Annotated in this window: 22 protein-coding genes; 5 read left to right on the top strand and 17 right to left on the bottom strand. The window is 33.8% G+C overall.

Features of this window, described 5'->3' with window-relative positions; translation table 11 throughout:
• Position 1 precedes the first annotated feature (1 nt).
• From egtB to aroC, 6 genes are all read right to left on the bottom strand, one after another.
• Complete coding sequence (gene egtB, locus GQ46_RS01370) at positions 2-1,171, bottom strand: ergothioneine biosynthesis protein EgtB (protein ID WP_044397662.1); 1,170 nt, start codon at positions 1,169-1,171, stop codon at positions 2-4.
• Between the two features lie 291 nt (positions 1,172-1,462).
• Positions 1,463-1,705 (bottom strand): hypothetical protein, encoded by a 243-nt coding sequence (locus tag GQ46_RS01365; protein ID WP_044397660.1) that lies wholly within the window; start codon positions 1,703-1,705, stop codon positions 1,463-1,465.
• A gap of 507 nt (positions 1,706-2,212) precedes the next feature.
• Complete coding sequence (locus GQ46_RS16995; RefSeq protein ID WP_052503371.1) at positions 2,213-2,548, bottom strand: hypothetical protein; 336 nt, start codon at positions 2,546-2,548, stop codon at positions 2,213-2,215.
• A 2-nt stretch (positions 2,549-2,550) separates the two neighbouring features.
• Positions 2,551-3,378 carry a sulfurtransferase gene (locus GQ46_RS01355; protein WP_044397658.1) on the bottom strand — a complete coding sequence of 276 codons (828 nt, stop codon included), beginning with the start codon at positions 3,376-3,378 and terminating at the stop codon, positions 2,551-2,553.
• Positions 3,379-3,573: 195 nt separating this feature from the next.
• Complete coding sequence (locus GQ46_RS01350; protein ID WP_044397656.1) at positions 3,574-4,899, bottom strand: dicarboxylate/amino acid:cation symporter; 1,326 nt, start codon at positions 4,897-4,899, stop codon at positions 3,574-3,576.
• 238 nt (positions 4,900-5,137) lie between these two features.
• Positions 5,138-6,196, bottom strand: coding sequence for a chorismate synthase (aroC, locus tag GQ46_RS01345; protein WP_044397655.1), 1,059 nt, complete (start codon positions 6,194-6,196; stop codon positions 5,138-5,140).
• A 115-nt stretch (positions 6,197-6,311) separates the two neighbouring features.
• Here aroC and GQ46_RS01340 point away from each other — a divergent pair, with 115 nt between their 5' ends.
• From GQ46_RS01340 to GQ46_RS01330, 3 genes are all read left to right on the top strand, one after another.
• Positions 6,312-7,163 (top strand): hypothetical protein, encoded by an 852-nt coding sequence (locus tag GQ46_RS01340; RefSeq protein WP_044397653.1) that lies wholly within the window; start codon positions 6,312-6,314, stop codon positions 7,161-7,163.
• Positions 7,164-7,291: 128 nt separating this feature from the next.
• Positions 7,292-8,140, top strand: coding sequence for a UDP-2,3-diacylglucosamine diphosphatase (locus GQ46_RS01335; protein WP_044397650.1), 849 nt, complete (start codon positions 7,292-7,294; stop codon positions 8,138-8,140).
• A gap of 64 nt (positions 8,141-8,204) precedes the next feature.
• The gene (locus tag GQ46_RS01330) at positions 8,205-8,552 is read left to right on the top strand and encodes a DoxX family protein (RefSeq protein WP_044397648.1); all 348 of its coding nucleotides are present in this window, start codon (positions 8,205-8,207) and stop codon (positions 8,550-8,552) included.
• Here GQ46_RS01330 and GQ46_RS01325 read toward each other — a convergent pair.
• Positions 8,549-8,911 (bottom strand): DoxX family protein, encoded by a 363-nt coding sequence (locus tag GQ46_RS01325; RefSeq protein WP_044397646.1) that lies wholly within the window; start codon positions 8,909-8,911, stop codon positions 8,549-8,551. The genes GQ46_RS01330 and GQ46_RS01325 overlap by 4 nt on opposite strands.
• A gap of 82 nt (positions 8,912-8,993) precedes the next feature.
• Positions 8,994-11,924: an FAD-binding and (Fe-S)-binding domain-containing protein gene (locus GQ46_RS01320; protein WP_044397644.1), complete on the bottom strand. Its 2,931-nt coding sequence runs from the start codon at positions 11,922-11,924 to the stop codon at positions 8,994-8,996.
• A gap of 114 nt (positions 11,925-12,038) precedes the next feature.
• Between GQ46_RS01320 and GQ46_RS01315 the strand changes: the two genes are divergently transcribed.
• Together GQ46_RS01315 and GQ46_RS01310 are read left to right on the top strand one after the other, a co-directional pair.
• A complete protein-coding gene (locus tag GQ46_RS01315) occupies positions 12,039-12,521 on the top strand; it encodes a hypothetical protein (RefSeq protein WP_044397642.1) in 483 nt (160 codons plus the stop codon).
• 84 nt (positions 12,522-12,605) lie between these two features.
• Positions 12,606-13,175: a hypothetical protein gene (locus GQ46_RS01310; protein ID WP_044397640.1), complete on the top strand. Its 570-nt coding sequence runs from the start codon at positions 12,606-12,608 to the stop codon at positions 13,173-13,175.
• A gap of 5 nt (positions 13,176-13,180) precedes the next feature.
• Here the strand turns inward: GQ46_RS01310 and bshA are convergent, their stop codons facing one another.
• The 9 genes from bshA to GQ46_RS01265 all read right to left on the bottom strand — a co-directional run bounded on the left by bshA (position 13,181) and on the right by GQ46_RS01265 (position 23,213).
• A complete protein-coding gene (gene bshA / locus GQ46_RS01305) occupies positions 13,181-14,326 on the bottom strand; it encodes an N-acetyl-alpha-D-glucosaminyl L-malate synthase BshA (protein ID WP_044397638.1) in 1,146 nt (381 codons plus the stop codon).
• Positions 14,327-14,478: 152 nt separating this feature from the next.
• Entirely contained in the window at positions 14,479-17,439 is a 2,961-nt protein-coding gene (locus GQ46_RS01300) for a glycoside hydrolase family 3 N-terminal domain-containing protein (protein ID WP_044404365.1), read from the bottom strand.
• A gap of 132 nt (positions 17,440-17,571) precedes the next feature.
• Positions 17,572-18,795, bottom strand: a complete 1,224-nt coding sequence (serB, locus tag GQ46_RS01295; RefSeq protein ID WP_044397636.1) for a phosphoserine phosphatase SerB — start codon at positions 18,793-18,795, stop codon at positions 17,572-17,574.
• A 61-nt stretch (positions 18,796-18,856) separates the two neighbouring features.
• Positions 18,857-19,342 (bottom strand): hypothetical protein, encoded by a 486-nt coding sequence (locus GQ46_RS01290; protein ID WP_044397634.1) that lies wholly within the window; start codon positions 19,340-19,342, stop codon positions 18,857-18,859.
• Positions 19,343-19,385: 43 nt separating this feature from the next.
• Positions 19,386-20,894 (bottom strand): PH domain-containing protein, encoded by a 1,509-nt coding sequence (locus GQ46_RS01285; RefSeq protein ID WP_044397633.1) that lies wholly within the window; start codon positions 20,892-20,894, stop codon positions 19,386-19,388.
• Positions 20,881-21,396 carry a PH domain-containing protein gene (locus tag GQ46_RS01280; protein ID WP_052503370.1) on the bottom strand — a complete coding sequence of 172 codons (516 nt, stop codon included), beginning with the start codon at positions 21,394-21,396 and terminating at the stop codon, positions 20,881-20,883. The genes GQ46_RS01285 and GQ46_RS01280 overlap by 14 nt, the downstream gene beginning before the upstream one ends.
• 7 nt (positions 21,397-21,403) lie before the next feature.
• Positions 21,404-22,195, bottom strand: a complete 792-nt coding sequence (locus GQ46_RS01275) for a (Fe-S)-binding protein (protein WP_044397632.1) — start codon at positions 22,193-22,195, stop codon at positions 21,404-21,406.
• Between the two features lies 1 nt (position 22,196).
• Positions 22,197-22,847 carry a hypothetical protein gene (locus GQ46_RS01270; RefSeq protein ID WP_044397631.1) on the bottom strand — a complete coding sequence of 217 codons (651 nt, stop codon included), beginning with the start codon at positions 22,845-22,847 and terminating at the stop codon, positions 22,197-22,199.
• Positions 22,848-22,871: 24 nt separating this feature from the next.
• On the bottom strand, positions 22,872-23,213 hold the full coding sequence (locus GQ46_RS01265) for a hypothetical protein (RefSeq protein ID WP_231567306.1): 342 nt from the start codon (positions 23,211-23,213) through the stop codon (positions 22,872-22,874).
• Positions 23,214-23,274 lie beyond the last annotated feature (61 nt).

Raw genomic sequence — 23,274 nt, 5'->3', positions numbered from 1 at the left:
TCTATTTTACTAAGCGAATTCCAGAGAGTTGCCATTGCATTTCTGGACTAAAAAAGTTTCTGTACGTATTACGACTATGATTTGGTGCGGTCGCTGTCGAGGCCCCTCGAAGGACCATTAAATTGACCATAAATTTACCATTATACTCGCCTACAGCACCTTTTGAAATTTTAAATTTTGGATACGGTAAGTAAGCAGAGTTAGTCCACTCCCATCGTGTTCCCCAAACAAACTGTTTGGATGCTATTTCCCATTCATATTCGGTAGGCAATCTATGTCCAGACCAAAACGCAAATGCATGCGCTTCATAAAATGAAACATGACTTAATATGGCCTTTTTATCTATTGGTTTAAGTCCTGAAACCGTATAATGGAACCATTTACCCTCAATTTTTTTCCAGTATAAAGGTTTTGATATAGCGTTACTATTAATCCAAGCCCAGCCGTCGTCTAACCAGTATTTTGGATCGCTGTAAGCGCCTGATTCTAAAAACTTAATATAGTCACCGTTAGTAACTAAATCTTTAGAAATTTCAAAAGGTTCTAAAAACACGCGATGTACTCCTAATTCATTATCAAAAGAGAAGTCTTTACTTTGATGCCCAATAGTATAAACACCTTCTGCTATAGCTATCCAAGCGTCATCTGTTGTGTTTTTAGTATTTTGATCTGAAATAAAATTTGTATTGGATAGTTCTGGATAGGTAGGATTATGAGAAAAAGAATATTTTAAATCTGTAATTAATAATTCTTGGTGTTGTTGCTCGTGGTTAATGCCTAAAATAATGAGTGTTTCTAATGCAGTATTTAAATCACTTTCCAATAGTTTTTCTATATGCTTATCCACATAATCTCTGTACTTGAAAATGGTATTACTAGTTGGCCTGGTTATTAACCCTCTTTCGTGACGTCCAATACGTTCTCCTAAACTGTTGTAATAACTATTAAACAAAAAAGCATAAGTATCATTATATGTTTTATAATCCTTACTGAATTGCTTTAGAACCATTTCTTCAAAAAACCAGGTGGTGTGTGCCAAATGCCATTTAGGCGGACTCACAAAAGAAGCGGCTTGTATTGAAAAATCTTCAGGTTGAAGCCCTTCACAAAGCTTTACCGTTTGGGATCTTGTTTCAATGTATTTCTTAAAAAGTCTGTTTTTTTCTTCCATTCATTTTTTATTTCCGATGACTATCCGTTAGCTGATTTACTATAAAACGTGGAATAATCATTAGGTAAGAACATGTGTTTTTAATTACTTACTAATTTAGTTATAATCAAAAACATATACACAGAAAACCGATGTATTTAAGAATTATATAACATTCTTGTTTAAGTAAAAGTCCTAGAAAATTGTAAACCTTAAAAACTAAAGGTATTAGCATAAAAAAAGTCTGAATTGAGACATTCAGACTTTAACTAATACGTTTGTATTCTTGGATTAATTCAATTAATATGCTTATTAGCACATTTCTGGTTCTTGCTTTTTATTAGCAATAAGGTTTAGGTAGCTTGTTTTATTGTAATTTTCAATATCGATTTCATCCATTGTTTTAATGCCTTTGACACTAATAACAACCTCTTGATTCAGATCAATTGATGGCGCTTCGATAGTAGGTATAATAATGTTTATTTCTTTTTTATCTTCTTGAGCAGAAGCAAAAAACACAGTAAATAGTAAAAGTATTGTTATCAACAATTTCATAGGTTTGGGAGTATTTATTCGTAATAGCACTGCTAATATAAATGGGATATTTTATTGTGCAGTAAAAAATCGATGAACGACCTAATTATTTGATTTACAACCTATTTTTGTAAAAATTACCGATGAATGACATAAAAAGACACTTAACTCATTTAAAAGTAGTATTCACTCGTAGAAACCAGCACTTTACTCATTATCGTTTTTATAAAGCCTATCTCTTTGCTAATTTTATAGCTGTTGAGATTGGTTAGAGTCTCAAAGCACATAATAATTAATTTACCCTAAATCACGATGAGTTAGGAATGAGTACGTTCTTTTAAGGTTTATAGTCTACACTTTAAAAGCTTCAGTTTTAGCTACTGAATGGATTATATATGGCTTTGAGACTTTTTTTATTATTACATTCTCAACAAGCCATACAATGAAAGCAGTCTAAAATATTACACTTGAAGGAAATCTAGTATTTCTAAAGATAATTTTTGAACCCGTTGATTTTTAATTAAATACTTATTTCTCTAAAATTTTCCTTAAGTACATAAATACGGTTTCTTCCATCTCCTCTGCTTCACCATGCGCGTATAACATTGATTTAATATCTGCAAACAATTCGGCATAGTCATTCCTAAAATAATCATGTGATTCTACACTTTTAATTATTTTTTGAAGACATTGGTAATCATTATCCTTGTCGAATTCTGCATGAACACTTGCAAAAGTTTCTCTATCGACTTTAGACATGATAAAATCTTTTTCATCGTTGCTTTCATTAAGATCTGAATTAGCGACATAAAGCAAAATGTAAGCTATTAATTCCTGTTTTGTCCAATCTTTAGGTGTCTCCATAATTAATTTGTTTTTAAGGTGCCGTATTCTGTCCATGAGCCATCGTAAACACTATTCTTGTATCCCGCAATAGTTGCAGCTAAACTTAATACAGAAGCCGTAATACCAGAGCCACAAGAAAACACCAAATGCTGATTTTCATTCGCTAGCGTTTTAAAAATTAATCTTAATTCTGGTTCTGGTTTTAGTGTTGTTCCATTAAGGACCTGGTGGTATGGTAAATTTACTGAATTAGAAATCGTTCCGCTTCGTAATCCTGCCCTTGGTTCTGCTACTAAACCATTAAACCGATCACTTGAGCGCGCATCGATAATTTTAAATTTTGAGTCTTTTGAAAGTGCCTCTAAATGATCATAATACACCACATGTTTTGCATTATATTTGGCTTCAAAATCTCCAATAGGTTTGTTATTTTCTTGTTTCGCTTCCGTTTTATAACCTTGATTAATCCATTCTGGTAAACCACCGTCTAAAACGGCTACATTATCGTGCCCAAATATTTTAAATAGCCACCAGACACGTGCACTTGAATACAGGCCTAAATCGTCGTAAGCAATAATAGTACTGTCCTGATTAACACCCAATTTTCTTGCTTCCTCTTGAAATTGCTTTTCAGATGGCATCGTATTTGGAAACCGAGCTTCTGTGTCACTAAATTTATTTTTAATATCGAAAAATTGTGTGTTAGGAATTTGTACATCCCTGTCATCACTCTTGTCTGCCGTAACTTTAGGTATACTGGCGTCGAAAACAAGACTATTCTCATCTTGTAAATGATCGTGTAACCATTGTACTGAAACCGAGTGACTATTGCGCGTGATTTTTGACATGGTATTGTGGTCTAAAAAATACGATTCCTTACCGAGACACGTCTAGGATGACTAATAGAACCAGACCATGTCTGTTTCTAATAGTCATTTTAAAATGCGATAAGCCCAGACAACTCTTTTGAATTTTCATTAAGAAAACAGTTATCGTCTGGATTCGTTTCTATAAATTTAATAAGAATATTCTATTTTTTGAAATTATTTTACTGCTTCATAATTATCATCCCACTCTTTTGGTCTTGGCTCATGCAATTTATCTAATGACTTTGCGACCATCATAGATACGGTAGCATCTCCAGTAACGTTAACTACAGTTCTGCACATATCTAATGGTCTGTCTACAGCAAAAATTAAGGCTAAACCAATTGGTAGTAATTCCGCAGGAAAACCAATAGATTCTAAAACGATAACCAGCATAACCATACCTGCACTTGGTACTGCGGCACTTCCTATAGAGGCTAATAATGCTGTTGCAATAATAACCAATTGATTAGTAAATGTTAAGCCTTCTGGCCAAATCACCTGCATGATAAATACCGCTGCAATACCTTGATATAAACTCGTACCATCCATATTCACGGTTGCACCCACTGGTAAAACAAAACCCGAGACTTCTTTATCTACACCTAAATGTTCTTCTACACGCTCCATAGTAACTGGTAATGTCGCTGCACTTGAACTTGTTGAAAAAGCCAATAATTGTGCGGGACTTATTTGCTTTAAAAACCAAAGTGGCGATTTTTTAGTGTATACTTTAACTAAAACAAGATAGAAACCTATCATTAAGGCTAAGCCTCCTACAACACATAGCGCGTAGTTTAATAACTTTAATAGAATTTCGGTATCGTCAAAAGCAATAATCACATTTGCCATTAAAGCAAATACAGCATAGGGTGCAAATAGCATTATTAAATCAACCATTTTCATGACGACTTCGTTGAGCGAGTCGAAAAAATCAATTAATGGTTTTGCCTTTTTCTCAGGAATAAGCAATAAACAGATCCCTACAAATAAAGCAAAGAAAATAACTTGCAGCATACTGGCATCTCCCAAAGATTGAAAGATATTGCTTGGAAAAATATCCACCAAAGCTTGCAAAGGTCCAGCATCTTTTTGAGCTGATGCTTTCATTAGCTTATCGCTAACATCGGCATCATTCTCGTATTTTAATTTGATTTTCTCAATCGTATCCTGAGGCATTCCTGCGCCGGGCTTTATAACATTAACAATTGATAGCCCTATTACAATCGCGATTAAAGTTGTACCTACATAAATAATAATGGTACGTAATCCCATCGATTTAATCTTAGAAATGTCTTTTAAATCCGAGATACCTTTAATTAAAGAAGCTAAAATTAATGGTACAGCGATAAGTTTTAAAAGGTTGATAAAGATTGTTCCAAAGGGTGCAATCCAATCGGTAACAAAGCCTTTTCCGCCACCTACAGCGTTCATTAGGAATCCAAAGAGGATTCCTAATACCATGCCTATTATAATTTTCCAGTGTAATTCTAGTTTTTTCATATTTATTTCCCGAGAAAGCGGGAATCTTTTATTAGTTAGTTTTTAATTTTAACTACGTATGTTGTAATAACAATATCGATTAATATATAATAAGTGAAATAGAGATAAAAGTAATCAAAGCATAAAAAATATAACCGTATTTACACGCTAAAAAAGACTCTTTTTACTTTGTTTCAAACCCAAATTTTTCAAATCTATTTTCTTCAATTTATAAAATTTCTGCCTGCGTTGGAATTGTTTAATACAACTTATTCAACAACCAAAAATCGGCAATAACCAAAGCTGCCATTGCTTCAACAATAGGCACTGCTCTTGGTAAGACACAAGGGTCATGACGCCCTTTACCTTGCATCTTAACGGTATTCCCGTCTTTATCTATGGTTTCATAATTTTGAATCAACGTTGCTACAGGTTTAAAAGCTACTCTAAAGTAAATGTCCATACCATTACTTATACCGCCTTGAATTCCTCCTGAAAAGTTGGTTTTTGTAGTACCGTCATTATTAAAGGGGTCATTATGTTCGCTACCTTTCATTTTAGCACCACAAAAGCCGCTACCATATTCAAAACCTTTTACTGCATTTATAGACAACATGGCTTTACCCAAATCGGCATGTAATTTATCGAAAACAGGTTCTCCTAAACCAACGGGTACATTTTGAATGACACAGGTAATCGTACCGCCAATAGTATCTCCCGCTTTTCTTATTTCTTTTACTTTGGCAATCATTTTTTCTGCAGTAGCCGTATCTGGGCACCTAATGTCGTTAGATTCAATTTTACTAAAATCTAATTCCTGATAGGGTTTATCTATAAAAATCTCACCTACTGAAGAGGTGAATGCATTAATCTTAATGTCTTTTAAAAGTTGTTTTGCAATCGCTCCAGCGACTACTCTGCTTGCTGTTTCGCGTGCAGAACTTCGTCCGCCGCCACGGTAGTCGCGGTGTCCGTATTTTTTATCATACACATAATCGGCGTGACTTGGACGATATGAATCTTTTATATGCGAATAATCTTGTGATTTCTGATTTGCATTTTCAATAATAAAACCAATAGGTGTCCCCGTGGTTTTGCCCTCAAAAATACCAGATAAAAATTTAACTTCGTCTGGTTCTTTACGTTGCGTAACAATAGTTGATTGTCCCGGCTTACGTCTGTTCATTTCTTGTTGAATCGCATCAAAATCTAATGCGATATTGGGTGGGCAACCATCGATAACACCACCAATGGCTACGCCATGAGATTCTCCAAATGTGGTGAGATTAAAGATTTTTCCAAATGAATTTCCAGCCATATATCCCTATTTTGTATGCTAATGTAAACGTTATTATAGAAAAAGAAAAATTGTGCTTCCATTTTCTAATTTTAAGTTTAAAATCTCTAAGTTTACATCTTAAGTTTTCAGAATTATGAAAGGATACAAAAAAATTATTATACTTTCTTTTTTAGCTATTTTCGCCCTATCGTGTTCAGACGAAGGTGTGCAAAACCCTCACAATACTAATGAGACCGCTGCTGATGGTAATTATTTTCCCAGTACAGAAAATGATTTCTGGAACTATAGTGTGTCAAACACAGATAATACCACGTCAGAAAATATTACCAGCAATGATAGTTTGTACGTAGTCTCTGAAACCGCGAATACTTTTATGCTGGACGTTAATGAGGGCATGCCAGCCAATGGCACCATGACTAGTTTTTTGTCTTCTGGCAGTCTAACACGAACAAACACAGCTTTACTCTTTAATGGTACACTAGAATTGCCTGAAGAAATAGCCTCTCTTTTTAATTTTGACATTACTTTAAATGATTTCATTTTATTTGATGCATCAGCCGGAACTAATACTGAGTTATCAGCAAATACCAATACCATTTCTCAGGATTTTAACGGATTACCTGTAACAATTACTTATATATTGTCTACGAAAGCCTTGGGTAATTCTGAAAATATTATGCTCAATAATACCGTATATAACAGGGTTACTGCTTCACAATTAACACTTAACATCTCTGTGTCTACCATTGTTTCTTTTGGCGGTTTTCCTATAACAATCACTATTTTAGACCCTCAAGATATTTTAGTGTCTACTAATTATTTTGCGGATACTATTGGTTTGGTTCAGGCCACCTCACAAAGCAACTATCAAATAAGTGATACTGCTATTGCTGCATTAGAAGCTGCAGGTCAAACCTTGGCCATTCCTGCTTCAGGATCTTCAACAAACATTCAGAATTTAACTACATTTTCTGTAACTGAATAATACGCTGTTAACATTGTAATCATTCTAATAATAGTTAATTAACTTAAACCTATTACTTTAATAATTTTAGCTTCACCTTTAGTTAATACTACATCATTTAATTTGTAGAGAATTAAATACGCAGTTTTTTGAACCTAAAACGAAAAGTAGAAGTAGCAGTAATATCAGATGTTCATCTTGGAACCTACGGCTGTCATGCTAAGCAATTGCTTACTTATTTGAATAGTATTACTCCTAAAACGCTCATTCTTAATGGCGATATTGTAGATATCTGGCAGTTTAGCAAGCGTTACTTTCCAAAATCACATTTACAGGTGATCAAGAAAATAATGGATTTTGCTGCAGATGGTGTAGACGTTATATACATTACAGGAAATCATGATGAAATGCTGAGAAAATTCAGCGGTACAAAAATTGGTAATATTTCTATTGTCGATAAAAAAGTCATGACTTTAGATGGTAAAAAAGCCTGGTTCTTTCACGGTGATGTTTTTGATGCTTCCATTCAAAATGCCAAATGGTTAGCAAAATTAGGTGGCTATGGTTACGATTTACTAATTCTTTTTAATCGCTTTATAAACTGGATATTAGTTACGATGGGAAAAGAACGCTATTCGCTTTCTAAAAAAATAAAGAACAGTGTAAAAAGAGCTATAAAATACATTAGTGATTTTGAGGAAGTTGCAACAGACTTAGCCATTGAAAACGGCTATGATTATGTAATTTGCGGTCACATCCACCAACCAAAAATGATTGTAAAAAAGAACAAAAAAGGGGAAACGATGTATTTAAACTCTGGTGACTGGATAGAAAATTTTACTGCATTAGAGTATCAGTTTAAGCGTTGGAAAATATACAATTACAATACCGATAAACGTTCCGCTTTTTTTGCAGATGAAGATATTAAAACCATGGACATCCAGGATTTAATTTCGGCAATCACAATTTTTAATCCTAAAGCGGTTAAACGGCAATAATCTTTAGTATTTAGTCACTAAAACCCCCAACAATAGCGTATATTTATATCAAATACACTACTATTTGATAGTCTTTAAAATCATCTTACTATTTACCAGTTTTGCATTTGCCTATTATGGGTACAATTGCTTGCGAAACAATCTCATGATTAGTGAATTCAAACGTTTTGGACTTACAAAAAAACAAAGACAACTTACTGGTGTTCTACAAATTATGGGCGCTACAGGATTAGTACTAGGCTTATTTCATTTATGGATTGGTCTTTTTGCTTCGGGTGGACTAGCCGTGTTAATGCTTTTAGGTTTTGGTGTAAGACTAAAAATAAAAGACAGTTTTTTGCAGGCCATACCCTCATTCGTATTTATCCTTATTAATGTCTATTTATTATATGTTTTCTTACAGCTTATTTAAATCCAGATGATTACAAGAGATAAGACTAGAAAGATAAAAGCAGGCATAGATTTTTTTAGGGAATCTCCTATTTTTAAATGCATCCCTATAGCACCTAGCATTAAAATAGCAATACCTCCTGCTGCAAAGTCTTCGATACTCCTATAAAATATTGAAATTAATAATACTAGAGATAGTAAAACCTTTAAAGAACCTATAATTTTCATTACCCATTCTGGTAAACCATAGGCTGTAAATTCTTCTTTTATTGTTTCTGCATCGCCTCCTCGATAAGGTGATGACTTGTTATAGCGCAATAGCCATACATTAAGAACACTAAGTGCAATAATGATTTTAATTACAATATTTAAATAGAGCATAAGCTGTTTTTTTACTAAAGATAAAAAAAAACAAATGAAACATTCTATCGCACCTAGCGAGAAAAAGATTTTTATCACTTATTTATATAAGTGCTTGACGAAGTATACTAACGGGGTGTAATGCGTCACGCTGTGTTCCATCTTTAATTTGATGTCTACAACTCGTTCCATTTGCAGCAATAATTGTGTCTTCTGAAGCTTTTCTCACCGCAGGAAAAAGGGTTTGCTCACCAACTTGCATGCTCACCTCGTAATGCTCTTTTTCGTAACCAAAACTTCCTGCCATACCACAACAACCGCTTGGAATTATAGTGACCTTATAGTTTTTAGGCAGATTTAAGATATTAAAACTGTGGATTTGATTGCCCATTGCTTTTTGATGACAATGGCCATGAAACTTTATGGTTTTAGTTTCTGCGGTAAATTGAGTCGTTTTTATATTACCAATCGCGATTTCAGCGCTTAGAAACTCTTCAATTAAAAAGGTGTTTTTAGCTAGTGCTTTCGCGGCCGTTTGATCATTAGCTAATTTTAAGTATTCATCTTTAAACGTTAATATTGCTGAAGGTTCAATCCCTATTAAAGGTGTTTCCTTTGTGATCCAATCTTTATAAATATTGACATTTGCATTGGCTACTTTTTTAGCTTGTTCCAATAGGCCTTTTGACAAAAAGGCACGACCCGATTCAAAATTATTAATCAGTTTTACTTCGTAACTTAAAGCTTGTAATAAGGTGATAGCATCAACTCCTATTGTTGTGTCTAAATGGTTCGTAAACTCATCATTAAATAAATACAGTGTTTTTATAATACTATCGCTGTCTCGCTTTTTTTCAATCGTTTGAAAGCCTTTGCTTAAGCTTTTCTTTGAAATTAAAGGTAAACGTCTCTGTTTCGCTATTCCGAATGTTTTTTTAATGATTGAAGACGTAAAGCCATTAGAAAACATAAAATTTGAAAGGTTTGGGAACTGACTTCCCAAGGCATTCAACCTATTATTATAAGCAAAAAGCTTTGTTCTTAATGAGACCCCATTTGTCTTTTGATACTGATATTGAAATTCTGCTTTTAATGCAGCCACGTCAACACTACTTGGACATTCTGTAGCACAGGCTTTACAACTTAAACATAAATCGAAAACCGCTTTGAGTTCCTTGTGATCAAATTTATTTGCTTTTTCAGAGGTCGTTAAAAACTCTCTAAGTGTATTTGCTCTGGCCCTTGTCGTATCTTTCTCATTACGAGTCACACGATAACTTGGGCACATCGTACCACCAAATTCTGGCAACTTTCTACAATCGCCTGAACCATTACATTTTTCTGCTTCACGCAAAATGCCTTGGGAGGCAGAGAAATCTAATAGTGTTTTTATTTCGGGTACGACTCTATCGGTTTCATAACGTAGATTTTTATCCATAGGAAAAGCGTCTACAATTTTTCCTGGATTAAAAATGTTTTGAGAATCAAAAACTGATTTTATACGTTTTAAAAGTTGGTAATTTGCTTCACCAATCATAAAAGGAATAAACTCGGCTCTAACAATTCCATCACCATGCTCTCCACTAAACGAGCCTTTATATTTTTTAACTAAGATAGCGACATCTCTAGTTATTTTTCTAAATAACACCACATCGTCCTGCTGCTTTAAATCCAAAATGGGTCTTAAATGTAATTCACCAGCACCAGCATGTGCATAATAAACAGCGTCTTGTTTATAAGCATTCATTAACGCTGTGAATTCCGTTATATAATCTGCTAAATCAGACAATGCCACTGCGGTATCTTCAATACAGGCAACGGCTTTTTTATCGCCTATAATATTACCTAACAAGCCTAAACCCGCTTTGCGCAACTCGTTAGCATTATCTATGGCATCACCCTCTAATACCACATTAGCATAGCTTAAACGTAAAAGCTCTAAGGTTTTAATAAGTGCTTGCGCTTGAAAATTTAAACCTGCTAATGTGTCTGATTTGATTTCAAGCATTAAAATGGCTTGCGGATCACCTGCGATAAACTGTCGGTTTTCATGTTGCTGTTTATTTTGCTTTGTACAATCTAAGATGGTTTTATCCATCATTTCACAAGTATATAAATCATGTAACATTACCGGTTCAACAGCTTTTAGGCAGCTTTCTATACTGTCAAAATGCGCCGCAACCATCAGTCTTTTTTCTGGAGGTAATGCATCTAATTGCAGTGTGATTTCTGTAGTAAATGCCAACGTGCCTTCACTTCCTGCCAGCAATTTACAGAGATTAAAAGTCTCAGTCGTTTTTGAAAAAACTTCGGTATTTAAAAGCGTATCTACCGCGTAACCCGTATTTCTTCTGTGTATTTCAGGTTTAGGAAATTCGTTTTTTATGTTGTTTTGAATACTTTCCGAAGATAACTCATCAATAATTGTTTTATAAATAGCGCCCTCTAAAGTATTTTGTTTCAGCTTATCTTGAAGTGCTTCTAAGGATAATGCAGAAAACACCACGTCACTGCCATCACTTAAAATAGTATGTAACGCAATCACTTTGTCTCGGGTTACACCATATTTTATTGAGGTTGTACCCGATGAATTATTACCAACCATACCGCCAATCATACACCGGTTTGATGTTGATGTATTTGGCCCAAAAAACAAACCAAAAGGCTTTAAATAATTATTGAGTTCATCACGTACTACACCAGGTTGCACAGTCACAGTTTTTTGTGTTTCGTTGATGTTTAAAATTTTGGTGAAATGCTTAGAGACATCTACAACAATACCATTTCCAACACATTGTCCAGCTAAAGAAGTTCCTGCTGTTCTAGGAATTAAAGAGGTGTTATGCGTTTTAGCAAAAGCAATTAAACGCTTAATATCTACTTTTGATTTAGGGTATGCTACAGCCAAAGGCAACATACGATATACGGAAGCATCTGTAGCGTATAAGGTTCGCATTAAATCATCAAAATGAAGCGTGCCTTCAAGTGTTTTTTGAAGTTCTAAAAGTTGCGAAGTGTTAATTATTGAAGTCATTTATTAACTGTAAATTTAAGGCATCTTTTCAAATATTAACTAAAAATTAGCGTTATAATTCGTACATAAATCAATCTAAATTGTATTTTTATCACACTTAAAAACTTAAAATTTATGAAAAAATTATTTTTATTAGGCATAGCTGTTATTGGATTTTCAGCTACTGTGATGGCTCAGAACATTTCAAAAAACGCTATTGGTTTAAGAATTGGAGATAATGACGGTTTGGGTGCAGAAATATCTTACCAAAGCGGATTAGGTGACAACAACCGATTAGAGCTTGATTTGGGTTTTCGCTCGAACAACAATTATGATGCTTTTAAATTAACCGGGTTATACCAATGGGTATGGAATATTGAGGGCGGCTTTAACTGGTACGCCGGACTTGGTGGTGGTGTTGGGAGCTACAGTGCAGACAATAGATTTGGAGATGATTTTGACGAAACTTATGTATTTGCAGCTGGAGATATTGGAATAGAATACAATTTTGACATTCCATTATTAGTGTCTTTAGACTTTAGACCAGAATTTGGTTTTGGTAAATTTAATGATGATACCGATTTTGATATTGCATTAGGTTTAAGATACCAATTTTAAGATTTAAATAAAAGAAATATTCAAAAACCGTTTCACAATTGAAGCGGTTTTTTGTTTTTTTAAACTTTATAAATTTCACTTTAAATGAAAAAAGCCGAAATAGTTTTTGCCGTTTTTATAGGTATTGGATTCCTATTAAAACTAATACACTGGCCTTATGCTTCTGAAACAATAACATTTGCATCGCTTTTTCTAGCGATACTCTATTTTTGGTTCGGTTTTGCCTTATTAAATAATATAAGATTAAGAGCTATTTTTAAATCCGCATCTTATAAAGGAATGTCTAAGCTTAGACTTTTTGGTGGCATTGGAACAGGTTTTGTGTTTTCTATATTGGTAGTATACTGTTTATTCAAATTGCAGTTTTGGCCTTTTGCAGATATGGGATTAAGTCAAGGCCTTATATTGTTTGGTATAATTTTGGGAATCGTTTTAATTTTTCATTTTATAAACAGAAAGCAATTTCTAAGGCATAATTATATTCGGTTTATAATAATTGGTAGTGTAAGCTTACTGATTTTTTCTGTTTCAAATGAGCAACTCGTAAATGTATACTATGGTAGTGACCCTGATTATGCAGAGGAATACAAAGCCTATATAAAAGCGGATAGTACAAACACAAAACCTCTCTCGAGAACATTTAAAAACGAGTAATTACATTATAACTTTTGCGTAAATAAGCAAGTCTTAAGTGTTTGTTCATACAAAGCTTCATATTGCGGTACTATCGTATCAATAGTAAATTTATGAGCCTGTATTTTAGCATTGGTCTTAAACTGTTTCAGGAGTGCTTCATCTTTAAGTATCCGCAATGCATTTTTGCTCATTTCATCAACATTACCAACATCACTTAAATAGCCTGAAAAACCATTTACATTAACTTCGGGAATACCTCCGGTATTACTTGAAATAACAGGCACACTCGAAGCCATCGCTTCTAATGCAGACAATCCAAAACTCTCTGTTTCACTTGGCAACAAAAATAAATCACTAAAACACAGAATACGGTCTATTTCGTTACTATTGCCGAAGAAAACCACTTTTTCCGTTATACCAAGTTCACGACAAAGACGCTCTGCTGGTTCACGTTCTGGCCCTTCTCCAACCATCATTAGTTTTGCAGGTATTTCTTTTTGAATGTTATAAAACGTTTTAATCACATCTGGAATGCGCTTTACCTCTCTAAAGTTACTAATGTGTGTGATTATTTTTTCGGCTTTAGTAGCCATCATATCGCGCTGGCAATCTGTAAAATCATGTTTAAATTTCTTAACATCTATAAAATTGGTGATCACATGAATTTCTTTTTTAATATCAAAAAGACGTAAGGTGTCATCTTTTAAGCTTTGTGAAACAGCCGTCACTGCGTCTGATTTATTGATACTAAAAGTAACTGCGGGTTTGTAGAAAGGGTGATTGCCAACCAGTGTAATATCTGTACCGTGCAATGTGGTCACTATAGGAATATAAATATCTTCCTCACGTAGCATTTTTTGAGCCATATAAGCTGCATAAGCATGTGGAATAGCATAATGCACATGTAACAACTCTATTTTATGTAGTTTCACCATATCGACTAATTTACTAGATAAAGCAAGTTCATACGGTTGATAATGGAATAAGGGGTATTCTGGCACATTGACTTCATGGTAATGTACATTATTACCTAACAGCGCCAAACGAACAGGTTGATTGTAAGTTATAAAATGAATATTGTGTCCGCGTTTAGACAGCTCTATACCTAGTTCTGTCGCTACCACGCCACTGCCTCCAAAGGTTGGATAACATACGATACCTATTGTCATAATTAACTACTTAAAATTACAAGTTAAAAGGGCCTTGAGTGGGCGTGCTTAAAAACTCATTGGGTTTTGATTAATCATTAAGTCTATAAAAATAAGGATACTTTACAAAAAGGACTTAAAGTATACGTTAAAAATGAACTAAATAATAAAGCCTAGCGAATAATGGCCTCATAAATAGCCTCTTGAATATTAGTTCTAATATCTTCCCGAAGCAACATATTATTACCTTGTGAGCTTGGATAGGTCCTATTGGCTAAAAACACATATACTAATTCCTCATCTGGATCAGCCCAAGCATAAGTTCCTGTAAATCCCGAATGCCCAAAACTCGTCATAGACACACAACCACAAGTGGGCCCAGCATCTCCTAATTGAGGCTTATCGAAACCAATACCACGACGCACATTATTTTCGCAGAAATAACAAGTATTAAACTTGTCTATCGTTTCAGGTTTTAAGTAGCGCACACCACCATAAAAGCCTTTTTGTAAGTACATTTGCATAATTTTAGCGATGTCATTAGCATTACTAAAAACACCGGCATGGCCACCAACACCATCTTGCATTGCAGCTCCCATATCATGAACATAACCTTGTACTTTCTGGTAACGGTAATAATCGTCTTCCTCTGTAGGCACTATATTTTTGTTACTGATGGTCTTGTAAGGATTGTAAATCGTATAATTAGCGCCTAAAGACTTGTAAAAATGGTCTTGTGCTAGTTCATCTAGGGTTTTATTGTAATGCTTTTCTATATACTCTTTTAAAATATAATAAGGTAAATCGCTATAGCGGTATCTTAATCGATCTAAGAGTTCTGTTTCTTTAATTATATTAGGAATCGAATCCATATAATCACTGCGCATATAGAGATCATTGGCTACTTTTATATTAAACTTTCCGCTGGGTGACTGTCGATAGTATTTTGATGACGGTTGCTTTGTTAAAGAATCTAAAGTCGCATAATAAAAAGGAATCCATGGTTTTAATTGTGCGTAATGCGACAACATTTTTTTTATAGTAATATTCTTTTTATTAGATTTTTTATAGCCAGGTAAAATTTCGGACAATTTAGTATCAAGTGACACTAGGCCTTGCTCTTCCAGTTCCATAAGTAAAGGTAATGTCGCCACAATTTTTGTAAGTGATGCGATATCATAAATATCTGCATCTTTTACATTTTCATCGCCATCATAGGTATGTTTCCCAAAGTTTTTACTATAAATCACCTTTCCTTTTCTAGCAATTAATAACTGAATACCAGGCGTCATTTTTTCATTCACTGCATAATTAGCTATGGAATCAATTTTTTTCAATTTCTCTGAAGAAATGCCCACATTTTCTGGATAAGAATACCCTAAGCGCTCTAAGCTATTTGTTCTTATTCCATCACCTTCTTTAAAATATTGCCCAGCAGAAACGGGTAGTGTTCCTTTAGCGCCTATGGCACCAAAAAGAACTTCAGCAGAGGTTTCTTGAGCAATGGCACTATTTTGATAGCTTACTACTATGGCGTTAATATTTGAAATGGATTTTAAATCCAGTAACGCATAGGGTTTAGCAAAAATATCTAAAATCACTGTATTGGTTCTGGCTATTTCATAGAGCCATGTTAATTCCTGATCTGAAAATTGATAGCTTTTCCATGGGCTTTCATTAGACTTATGGAGTCCAACAATAACAGTATTATAATTTTGAAGTTTCTCAATTAAACTAGTTAAATTATCTGCTTTTACTTCATGCACTTTTGCATACTTCATTAGTGTGTTATAAAAGGGAGTTCCATCATCATCACCTAATTGCACATAAGCTATTCTCTTTGTTTCGAGATGCCTTATCGGGAGTATATTAGAAGGATCATGTGCAATGGTTATCGCTTCTTCCATTAATTTTTCATATAAAATATCGTCATGCAATCGGTTTAAATCATCAACTAAATTATAAGTCCCTATCGGGACATAATGGTTTAAACCTACTTTGTATTTTGCCTGTAGCACCTTTTTAACAGATAATGCCAAACGTGCTTCGGTTATCATTCCCAGGTTATAGGCTTTAGATAATTTAGCAATGCCTGCTTCAACATTTTCAGACATTAGCATCACATCGTTTCCAGCCAGAAACGCAGCTAAATCAATATTTCCTGCTGTATTAGTATTAACCTCAGATACGCCTTCAAGACCTTCAAATTTGAAATCGGCAGCGCCTTTCATTGTCAGAGCATCTGTAAAAATAAGGCCTTTAAAACCTAGTTTTTCTTTCAGAATATTAGTAACTACATTTTCTGAAAGCGATGATGGATACCCTTGACGAGGCTCTAAGCTGGGAATATTCAAGTGCGCAACCATGACACTGGATAAGCCTTCTTTAATCAGTTTTTTATAAGGATATAATTCTATTGAATCAATACGTTTTTCATCAAAAGCCACAGTTGGTAAAGTTAAATGCGAATCGGTTTCTGTATCGCCATGACCTGGAAAATGTTTAGCATTAGCTAAAACACCTGCACTCTGCATCCCTCTCATAAATGCTGAAGCTTTTTCGGTAACATTATCACGATCTTCTCCAAAAGAACGATTACCTATAATAGGGTTGTTTGGATTTGTATTAATGTCAACCACTGGTGCAAAATTAAAATGTACCCCTAATCGTTTACAGTGTTCACCTAATTGTTTACCTGTTTGCTCTATTAGCGCATTATCTCTAATTGCACCAAGGGTCATGTTCCAAGGAAAAGAGTACGTCGAATCTAAGCGCATACTCAATCCCCACTCAGCATCCATACCTATTAACAAAGGGGTTTTTGAAGCAGCCTGTAATTCATTATTTAATTTGGCTTGTTTTACTGGTCCGCCTTTAGAATAGATAATTCCCCCAATTTTATAATCTCTAATTAATTCGATAATTTTAGTCTTTTCAGCTGGTGTTTGACTAGAAAAAACCTGTACCATATAAAGCTGCGCAATCTTTTCATTTAAACTTAAGGACTGGTATACACTATCTACCCATTTTTGTTGACTAGCCACATCTTTTGCTAATAATGGATTACTTGTATTTTGCGCCTGAAGCGTTATAGAAATAAGTGAAAAAATGAAAAAATAAAAGATATTGCGCATGTAGTGTTCTCTTTTTTGAAGTGTTATGTTATATAACAACTAAAAACTATGCCAAGTTATTATTTTCCTCACTATTATTAAAGCCTTTATGATAGATTTATAAGGAATGTTGTAAACAATTTTTACAGCAGTCTAATCCATCAAATCTATATGCTTGTCATGGTAACCTAACAAATATAGCACCCCATCTAATCCAATGCTTGATATAGAACTATGCGCATTGTCTTTTACCGTGGGTTTGGCATGAAAAGCAATCCCTAATCCTGCAAGATTAAGCATTGGTAAATCGTTAGCGCCATCGCCAACAGCAATAGTTTGACTAATATTCAACCCTTCTTTTTCTGCAATTTCTTTGAGATATTCTGCTTTCTTATTACCATCAACAATCTCTCCAAGATACCCCCCCGTTAAAACACCATCTATAATTTCAAGCTGATTTGCATAGACGTAATCTATTCCCAATTCTTTTTGTAAATAATGACCAAAATAAGTGAATCCCCCAGAAAGAATAGCGGTTTTAAATCCATAACTTTGTAATGCATCCATGAGTCTTCTCACACCTTTAGTAAGTGGTAGATTAATAGCAACATCATGAAGCACGTCTTCACGCAATCCTTTTAGTAGTTTCATGCGACTGATAAAACTTTCATTAAAGTCTATTTCTCCTTGCATTGCAGCTTCTGTTATTGCTTTTACTTCATCGCCAACACCAGCCAATTCAGCCAATTTATCAATCACTTCGGCTTGTATTAACGTAGAATCCATATCGAAGCAAACCAAACGTCTGTTTCGTCTGTAAATATTGTCTTCCTGAAAGGCAATATCAACATCCAAATCTCTGGAAACCTGCATGAATTTTTTAGTGATATCGGCTTTATCTTCTATTTTACCTCTTATAGACAACTCTATTGAGGCTCTGGGATAGTCTTCTTTTTTTATAAGCGATGTACGACCAGTCAATCGTTTTATCGCATCTATATTCAAATTCTTTTCTGAAATTATTTCAGTGACTTTTGATATTTGCTCTGCCGATAATTTTTCACCTAAAATAGTAACGATATAACGGTCTTTACCTTGGAGCGTGACCCAGTGTTCGTAATCATCTAGTGTAATAGGTGTAAACTTAGCTTTGATTCCAAGTTCGTAAGACTTAAATAGCAACTCTTTTAAAACGGGAGCTGAACTTTCTCCAGATTCGATTTCAAATAATATTCCTAATGATAATGTTTCATGTATGTTTGCCTGTCCAATATCTAATATTTTTGCATCGTACTGTGCTAAAACAGCTGTTAAACTTGAGGTAAGTCCTGGTTTGTCTTGTCCAGAGATGTTTAATAAAATAATTTCATTAGTCATAAAGTGATGATTCTATTGGAAAGAAGAGATGTTTTTAAGGGGATATTAAATGGAAAATAATTTAATTAATAAATCTATTGTGCCAGCTCTCACTCGCCGGTACTTCCCAATTTTCATTAAACTCTGCAATATTAGTCACCAAATTATTAAAAACAATTGTGTTTTTAGACACGGCCTTTTGTTTTGCCATGATTCTAAAATCAGTCAAGGTTTTATAAGCCACGTATTCACCTTGTTTATAGGATACATTCATTTTATCCATTAAATCCACATCATACTCTTTTTCTAATTGTTGTATAAAATGTACAGAAGCGTCAATACTACAGCCCGTTGCGGCCTGAGACTCCTGATTTATGGCTAATATGATAAACCGTTTGTAGCGAATCTCGTATCCTGCTTCTAAATCGCTTCCGTGCGCGGTCCAGTTTGCAATAAAAGTATTGAGTTTCTCCTTTATTTGCTCAAGCTCAATTTCAGAAAATGAACGATTAGCCTGATAGATCCAGATTTTTGATTCTTCTGGTAAAGTATTAAATTCTACTAGCACGATTTGTTTTTTTAGTCATTAATGATATTGCAAAAATACAGTTTTACATCCAATCTTTTTGCTGCGATTCTACTTGATATAATAAATAATTAGTTATAGCATTTGCGGCATCTTCTTTAACATACAGTATATCAGTTACTTTTGATGCTGTAAATACTTGCACTGTAGCTATTCTTCTCATTTTTTGAAATATGCTTTGCTTGGTAGCTACAGCTTGAATTTTATGTGTTTCTAATACTTGCGTAATGGTAGAAACAGCACCACTACCAACAACCAAAATAGCCGCATCTATACTGTAATATGCTTTTTTGTATCGCCAATAAATAAGTACTAAAATTACTGGAACCAAAATTAAGTTTACCACCCAAAAACTGGTATTAAAAACTAGAAAGCTTAAGCTATTAAAGAAAAGAAAAGGGAAAAGCGCTTTAAAAAATAGAATACGGATATAATATTTTTCAGGTTTTGCTTTTTCTTGAATGACTTTAAAACGTTTAATTAATTTCTGAGATAAATAAGTCACTTGCGAAGCACTCAATCCTACTATAGAAAAGTGCTTATGTAACTTTTTATCAACCATAGCTTGTTTTATTACCAGTGTATTTAATCCAAAATACTGCTTCAGTCTATTCGTTACAATTTCAATATTCTGAATTCTAGAGGGTGATAAATTAATAGCTACTTTATTAAATAATCCTTTTTTTATTTCAACTGTTTTTTTGTGTTCAATGACTTGCAAATCAAAGTTGAGCAAAAAGGTGTTTACCAGTGAAAAGAGTACTGAAATTAGTAATGCAATTATTAGAACAATAAAAGACAAGACGATAAGAAAACCAATAGAATCTTCATTTTGAGTCATAAACTTTTCAAAGGTCTCTCCTATTTTTAGTGTGTCTAAAAAATCTTCGTAAGTTGAGTACAGACCTCCTATAAATCCAGCGATTAGTAGAAAACTTTTAATATGATTTTGACTCAAACCTTCCAAAAGCAGTTTTCTAATGGATGCTTTATAGTAGATATTGTCTTCTTCTTCTTCTTTTATAGATTCAGTAGATTCTATTGCTACTTGCTTATTACTATCCGATAGCAATGTTTCTTTTAAAGCTATCGCCTTTTCTCTACTTAAAGCTGTAATCTTAACTTCTGCTTTTGAGTCACCTGCGGTTTCTATATCTAATTGAACAACATTAATAATCTGCTGTAACACATTCTGTTTGATGTAGATATTTTGAATTTTAGATTTTGAAACTGTTATTTTTTCTTTGTTGATAATCCCTTTTGAAAGGAAAAAATCATCGCTGGAAACATGAAATTTAAAATTTAAATATTGAAGAATTGATCTTGTTAAGACCATCAGTACTATTAAAGCAAAGATGAGCAATACTGTATTTATTGACACACCAAACACAGCACCGTTACTAATTAAACTATAAGAAAACGCTGCAATTAATACAAAAAGACTTTTAATTATTTTGTAACCATTTAATCCAAAAAGTACAGCAATTCCTTTTACGGATTGTCTTGAAGGCTCTTGAAAGTTAAACGCGCTCATTAATCTTACGGGTTAAGAGCGCGTTAATGCTATCAGCTTCGTCCATAGGCAGACCGTTAATAGATAAATCTCCACCAGATTCGCCTGCAGTGTAAACGTGCAGTGAAGCTAACTTCAATTTCTTGGCAATAAAACTTTGCTTGGTTTCTAAATGTTGAATTCTAATAAACGGAACTGTTGTTCTTTTATAATTTAACACGCCTTTTGCATAAATAATGTCTTGTGTCCTTAGCGCATAACCTCGCTTTTTAAAGCCTAAATAACTAATAGTGCTTTGAAACACAAATAAAAATACCAAAACAGACAAGACATACCAAAAAACATTAATCACCCACGCTTCTTTTAAAAAAACGCGTGCCAGAATTATAAATCCAAATAAAATACCATATTGAATAAAAATATTAATAAACAGAATGGTTAAATAACTTTTAGAAATTGGGTTTAAAATAACTTCTTCCGCTTTGGGTAGTGTCTCAATGTTTAGTTCTGAATTGGTAAACATGTATGTCTTATAAATCTTGGGCGTTAGCGATTAACTCCGCAATATCCATAACTGCTATTTCACTTTCTTTTTCTTTGCCTTTAACACCGTCTGTCATCATGGTGTTACAAAAAGGGCAACCCGCAGCGATAATTTGAGGCTTGGTTTCCAAGGCTTGTTCTGTACGTTCAATATTAACTTCCTTATCACCTGGCTCTGCATCCTTAAACATCTGTGCACCTCCAGCACCACAGCATAATCCGCGAGATTTGCAGCTTTTCATTTCTACCAACTCTGCATCCAATTTTCTAATTAAATCTCTTGGTGCTTCATATACATTATTTGCACGACCTAAATAACAAGGATCATGAAATGTAATACGTTTGCCTTTAAATTGTCCCCCTTCTATGGTTAAGCGTCCTGCATCTAATAAATCTTTTAAAAACTGTGTGTGGTGAACCACATCATAAGTACCACCTAAACCGGGATATTCGTTTTTAAGTGTATTAAAACAATGTGGACAAGCCGTTACAATTTTTCTAATTTCGTAAGCATTCATTACTTCAATATTAGTAACGGCCTGCATTTGAAACAAAAATTCATTCCCTGCTCTTTTTGCAGGATCACCAGTACAGCTTTCCTCTGCTCCTAAAACGGCAAAAGAGACATTAGCTCTGTTAAGCAGTTTTACAAAAGCTTTGGTTATTTTTTTTGCTCTATCATCAAAGCTTCCAGCACAACCCACCCAGAATAATACTTCTGGTTGTTTACCTTCTGCCATCATTTCTGCCATAGTTGGCACTATTAATTGTTCGCTCATGCTAATTATTCTTTTTGCTTTCTAACATTAAGTTTTGTTTATATTCTTTGGCTTTTTCAATAATATCCGTTGATAATAGTTGAAATAATAATGGGGAGTCTGCATCGTAATTTAACATATACCAATTGTTATCTGTCTTCTTACCTGTAGAATTATCTTTAAGAAAAATAGTAATACTATTTTTTATTATTGCTTTTAGAGTGTTTTCAGAGATAAATTCGACTTCCATACCTTGTACTCCCATCATTTTAATCATCATTTCTTGAGCTTCATCATCAAAGTCTTGATTTTTAAATATCATAGTCATTTTCATATCATAGGATAAAAATGCATATTGTAAATCCTTCTCCTCGGCGTTAAAAACCTTTGATATTTTATAATTGGGAATTTCTTTTGGAATCTCTATTGAAAACTCGTCGTTTCCTTCAAGCATTGCTTTTATAACAGAAAGCATAGATTCCTTAGGAACGATTTCAAACAATTTTAGATACGTCATATCCATGAGCGCATCATAATCTTTATCATTAAAATTTTCAAACATTTTTAAAGCTACTGTATCAAGCGCTTTAGAAATCTTATTATCCTGAGAAAAACCTTTAGAATGGCTCCCTAAAAATAATAGTACTACAATTAATAACTTTGAACGACTCATAATTTAAGGTGTTATTTAATTAGTTTAATTATCTTCTCTTATTGCCGCAAAATCTGTTTTTGCTATTCTAATATAAACGGCTAATTTCTTTTTACCGTTTTTTAGTGTATTCTTGGGGTCGTGTTTTTCGCTAGCTGTTCGCCTAATAGCATCTTCTCCTAATAGTTTTAACTGTTTTTCTGAACAGTAATCACAAAACACTTTCTTTAGAGTAATACCTAGGGGCTGACCATTTCTGAACTCTATTTCTGTATAGGCCTTTATTTGTAAGGAGTCTTTTTTATAGGCTTGCGCAAAAACCATTTGAAATGCAGATACCAGAAAAAAGATCATGATTAGCTTGTATGTGACTTCTCTTGTATGCATTTAAAATTTGTCCAATTTAAGTTAAGCAATTAATCTTTATAGAGGTCCATGAAAAGAGCCG

Origin of the sequence: Lacinutrix sp. Hel_I_90, assembly GCF_000934685.1 — a bacterium.
GTDB lineage: Bacteria > Bacteroidota > Bacteroidia > Flavobacteriales > Flavobacteriaceae > Lacinutrix.
Note: the sequence above shows the minus strand (reverse complement) of the source record. Positions and strands in the feature narration are given on the sequence as shown.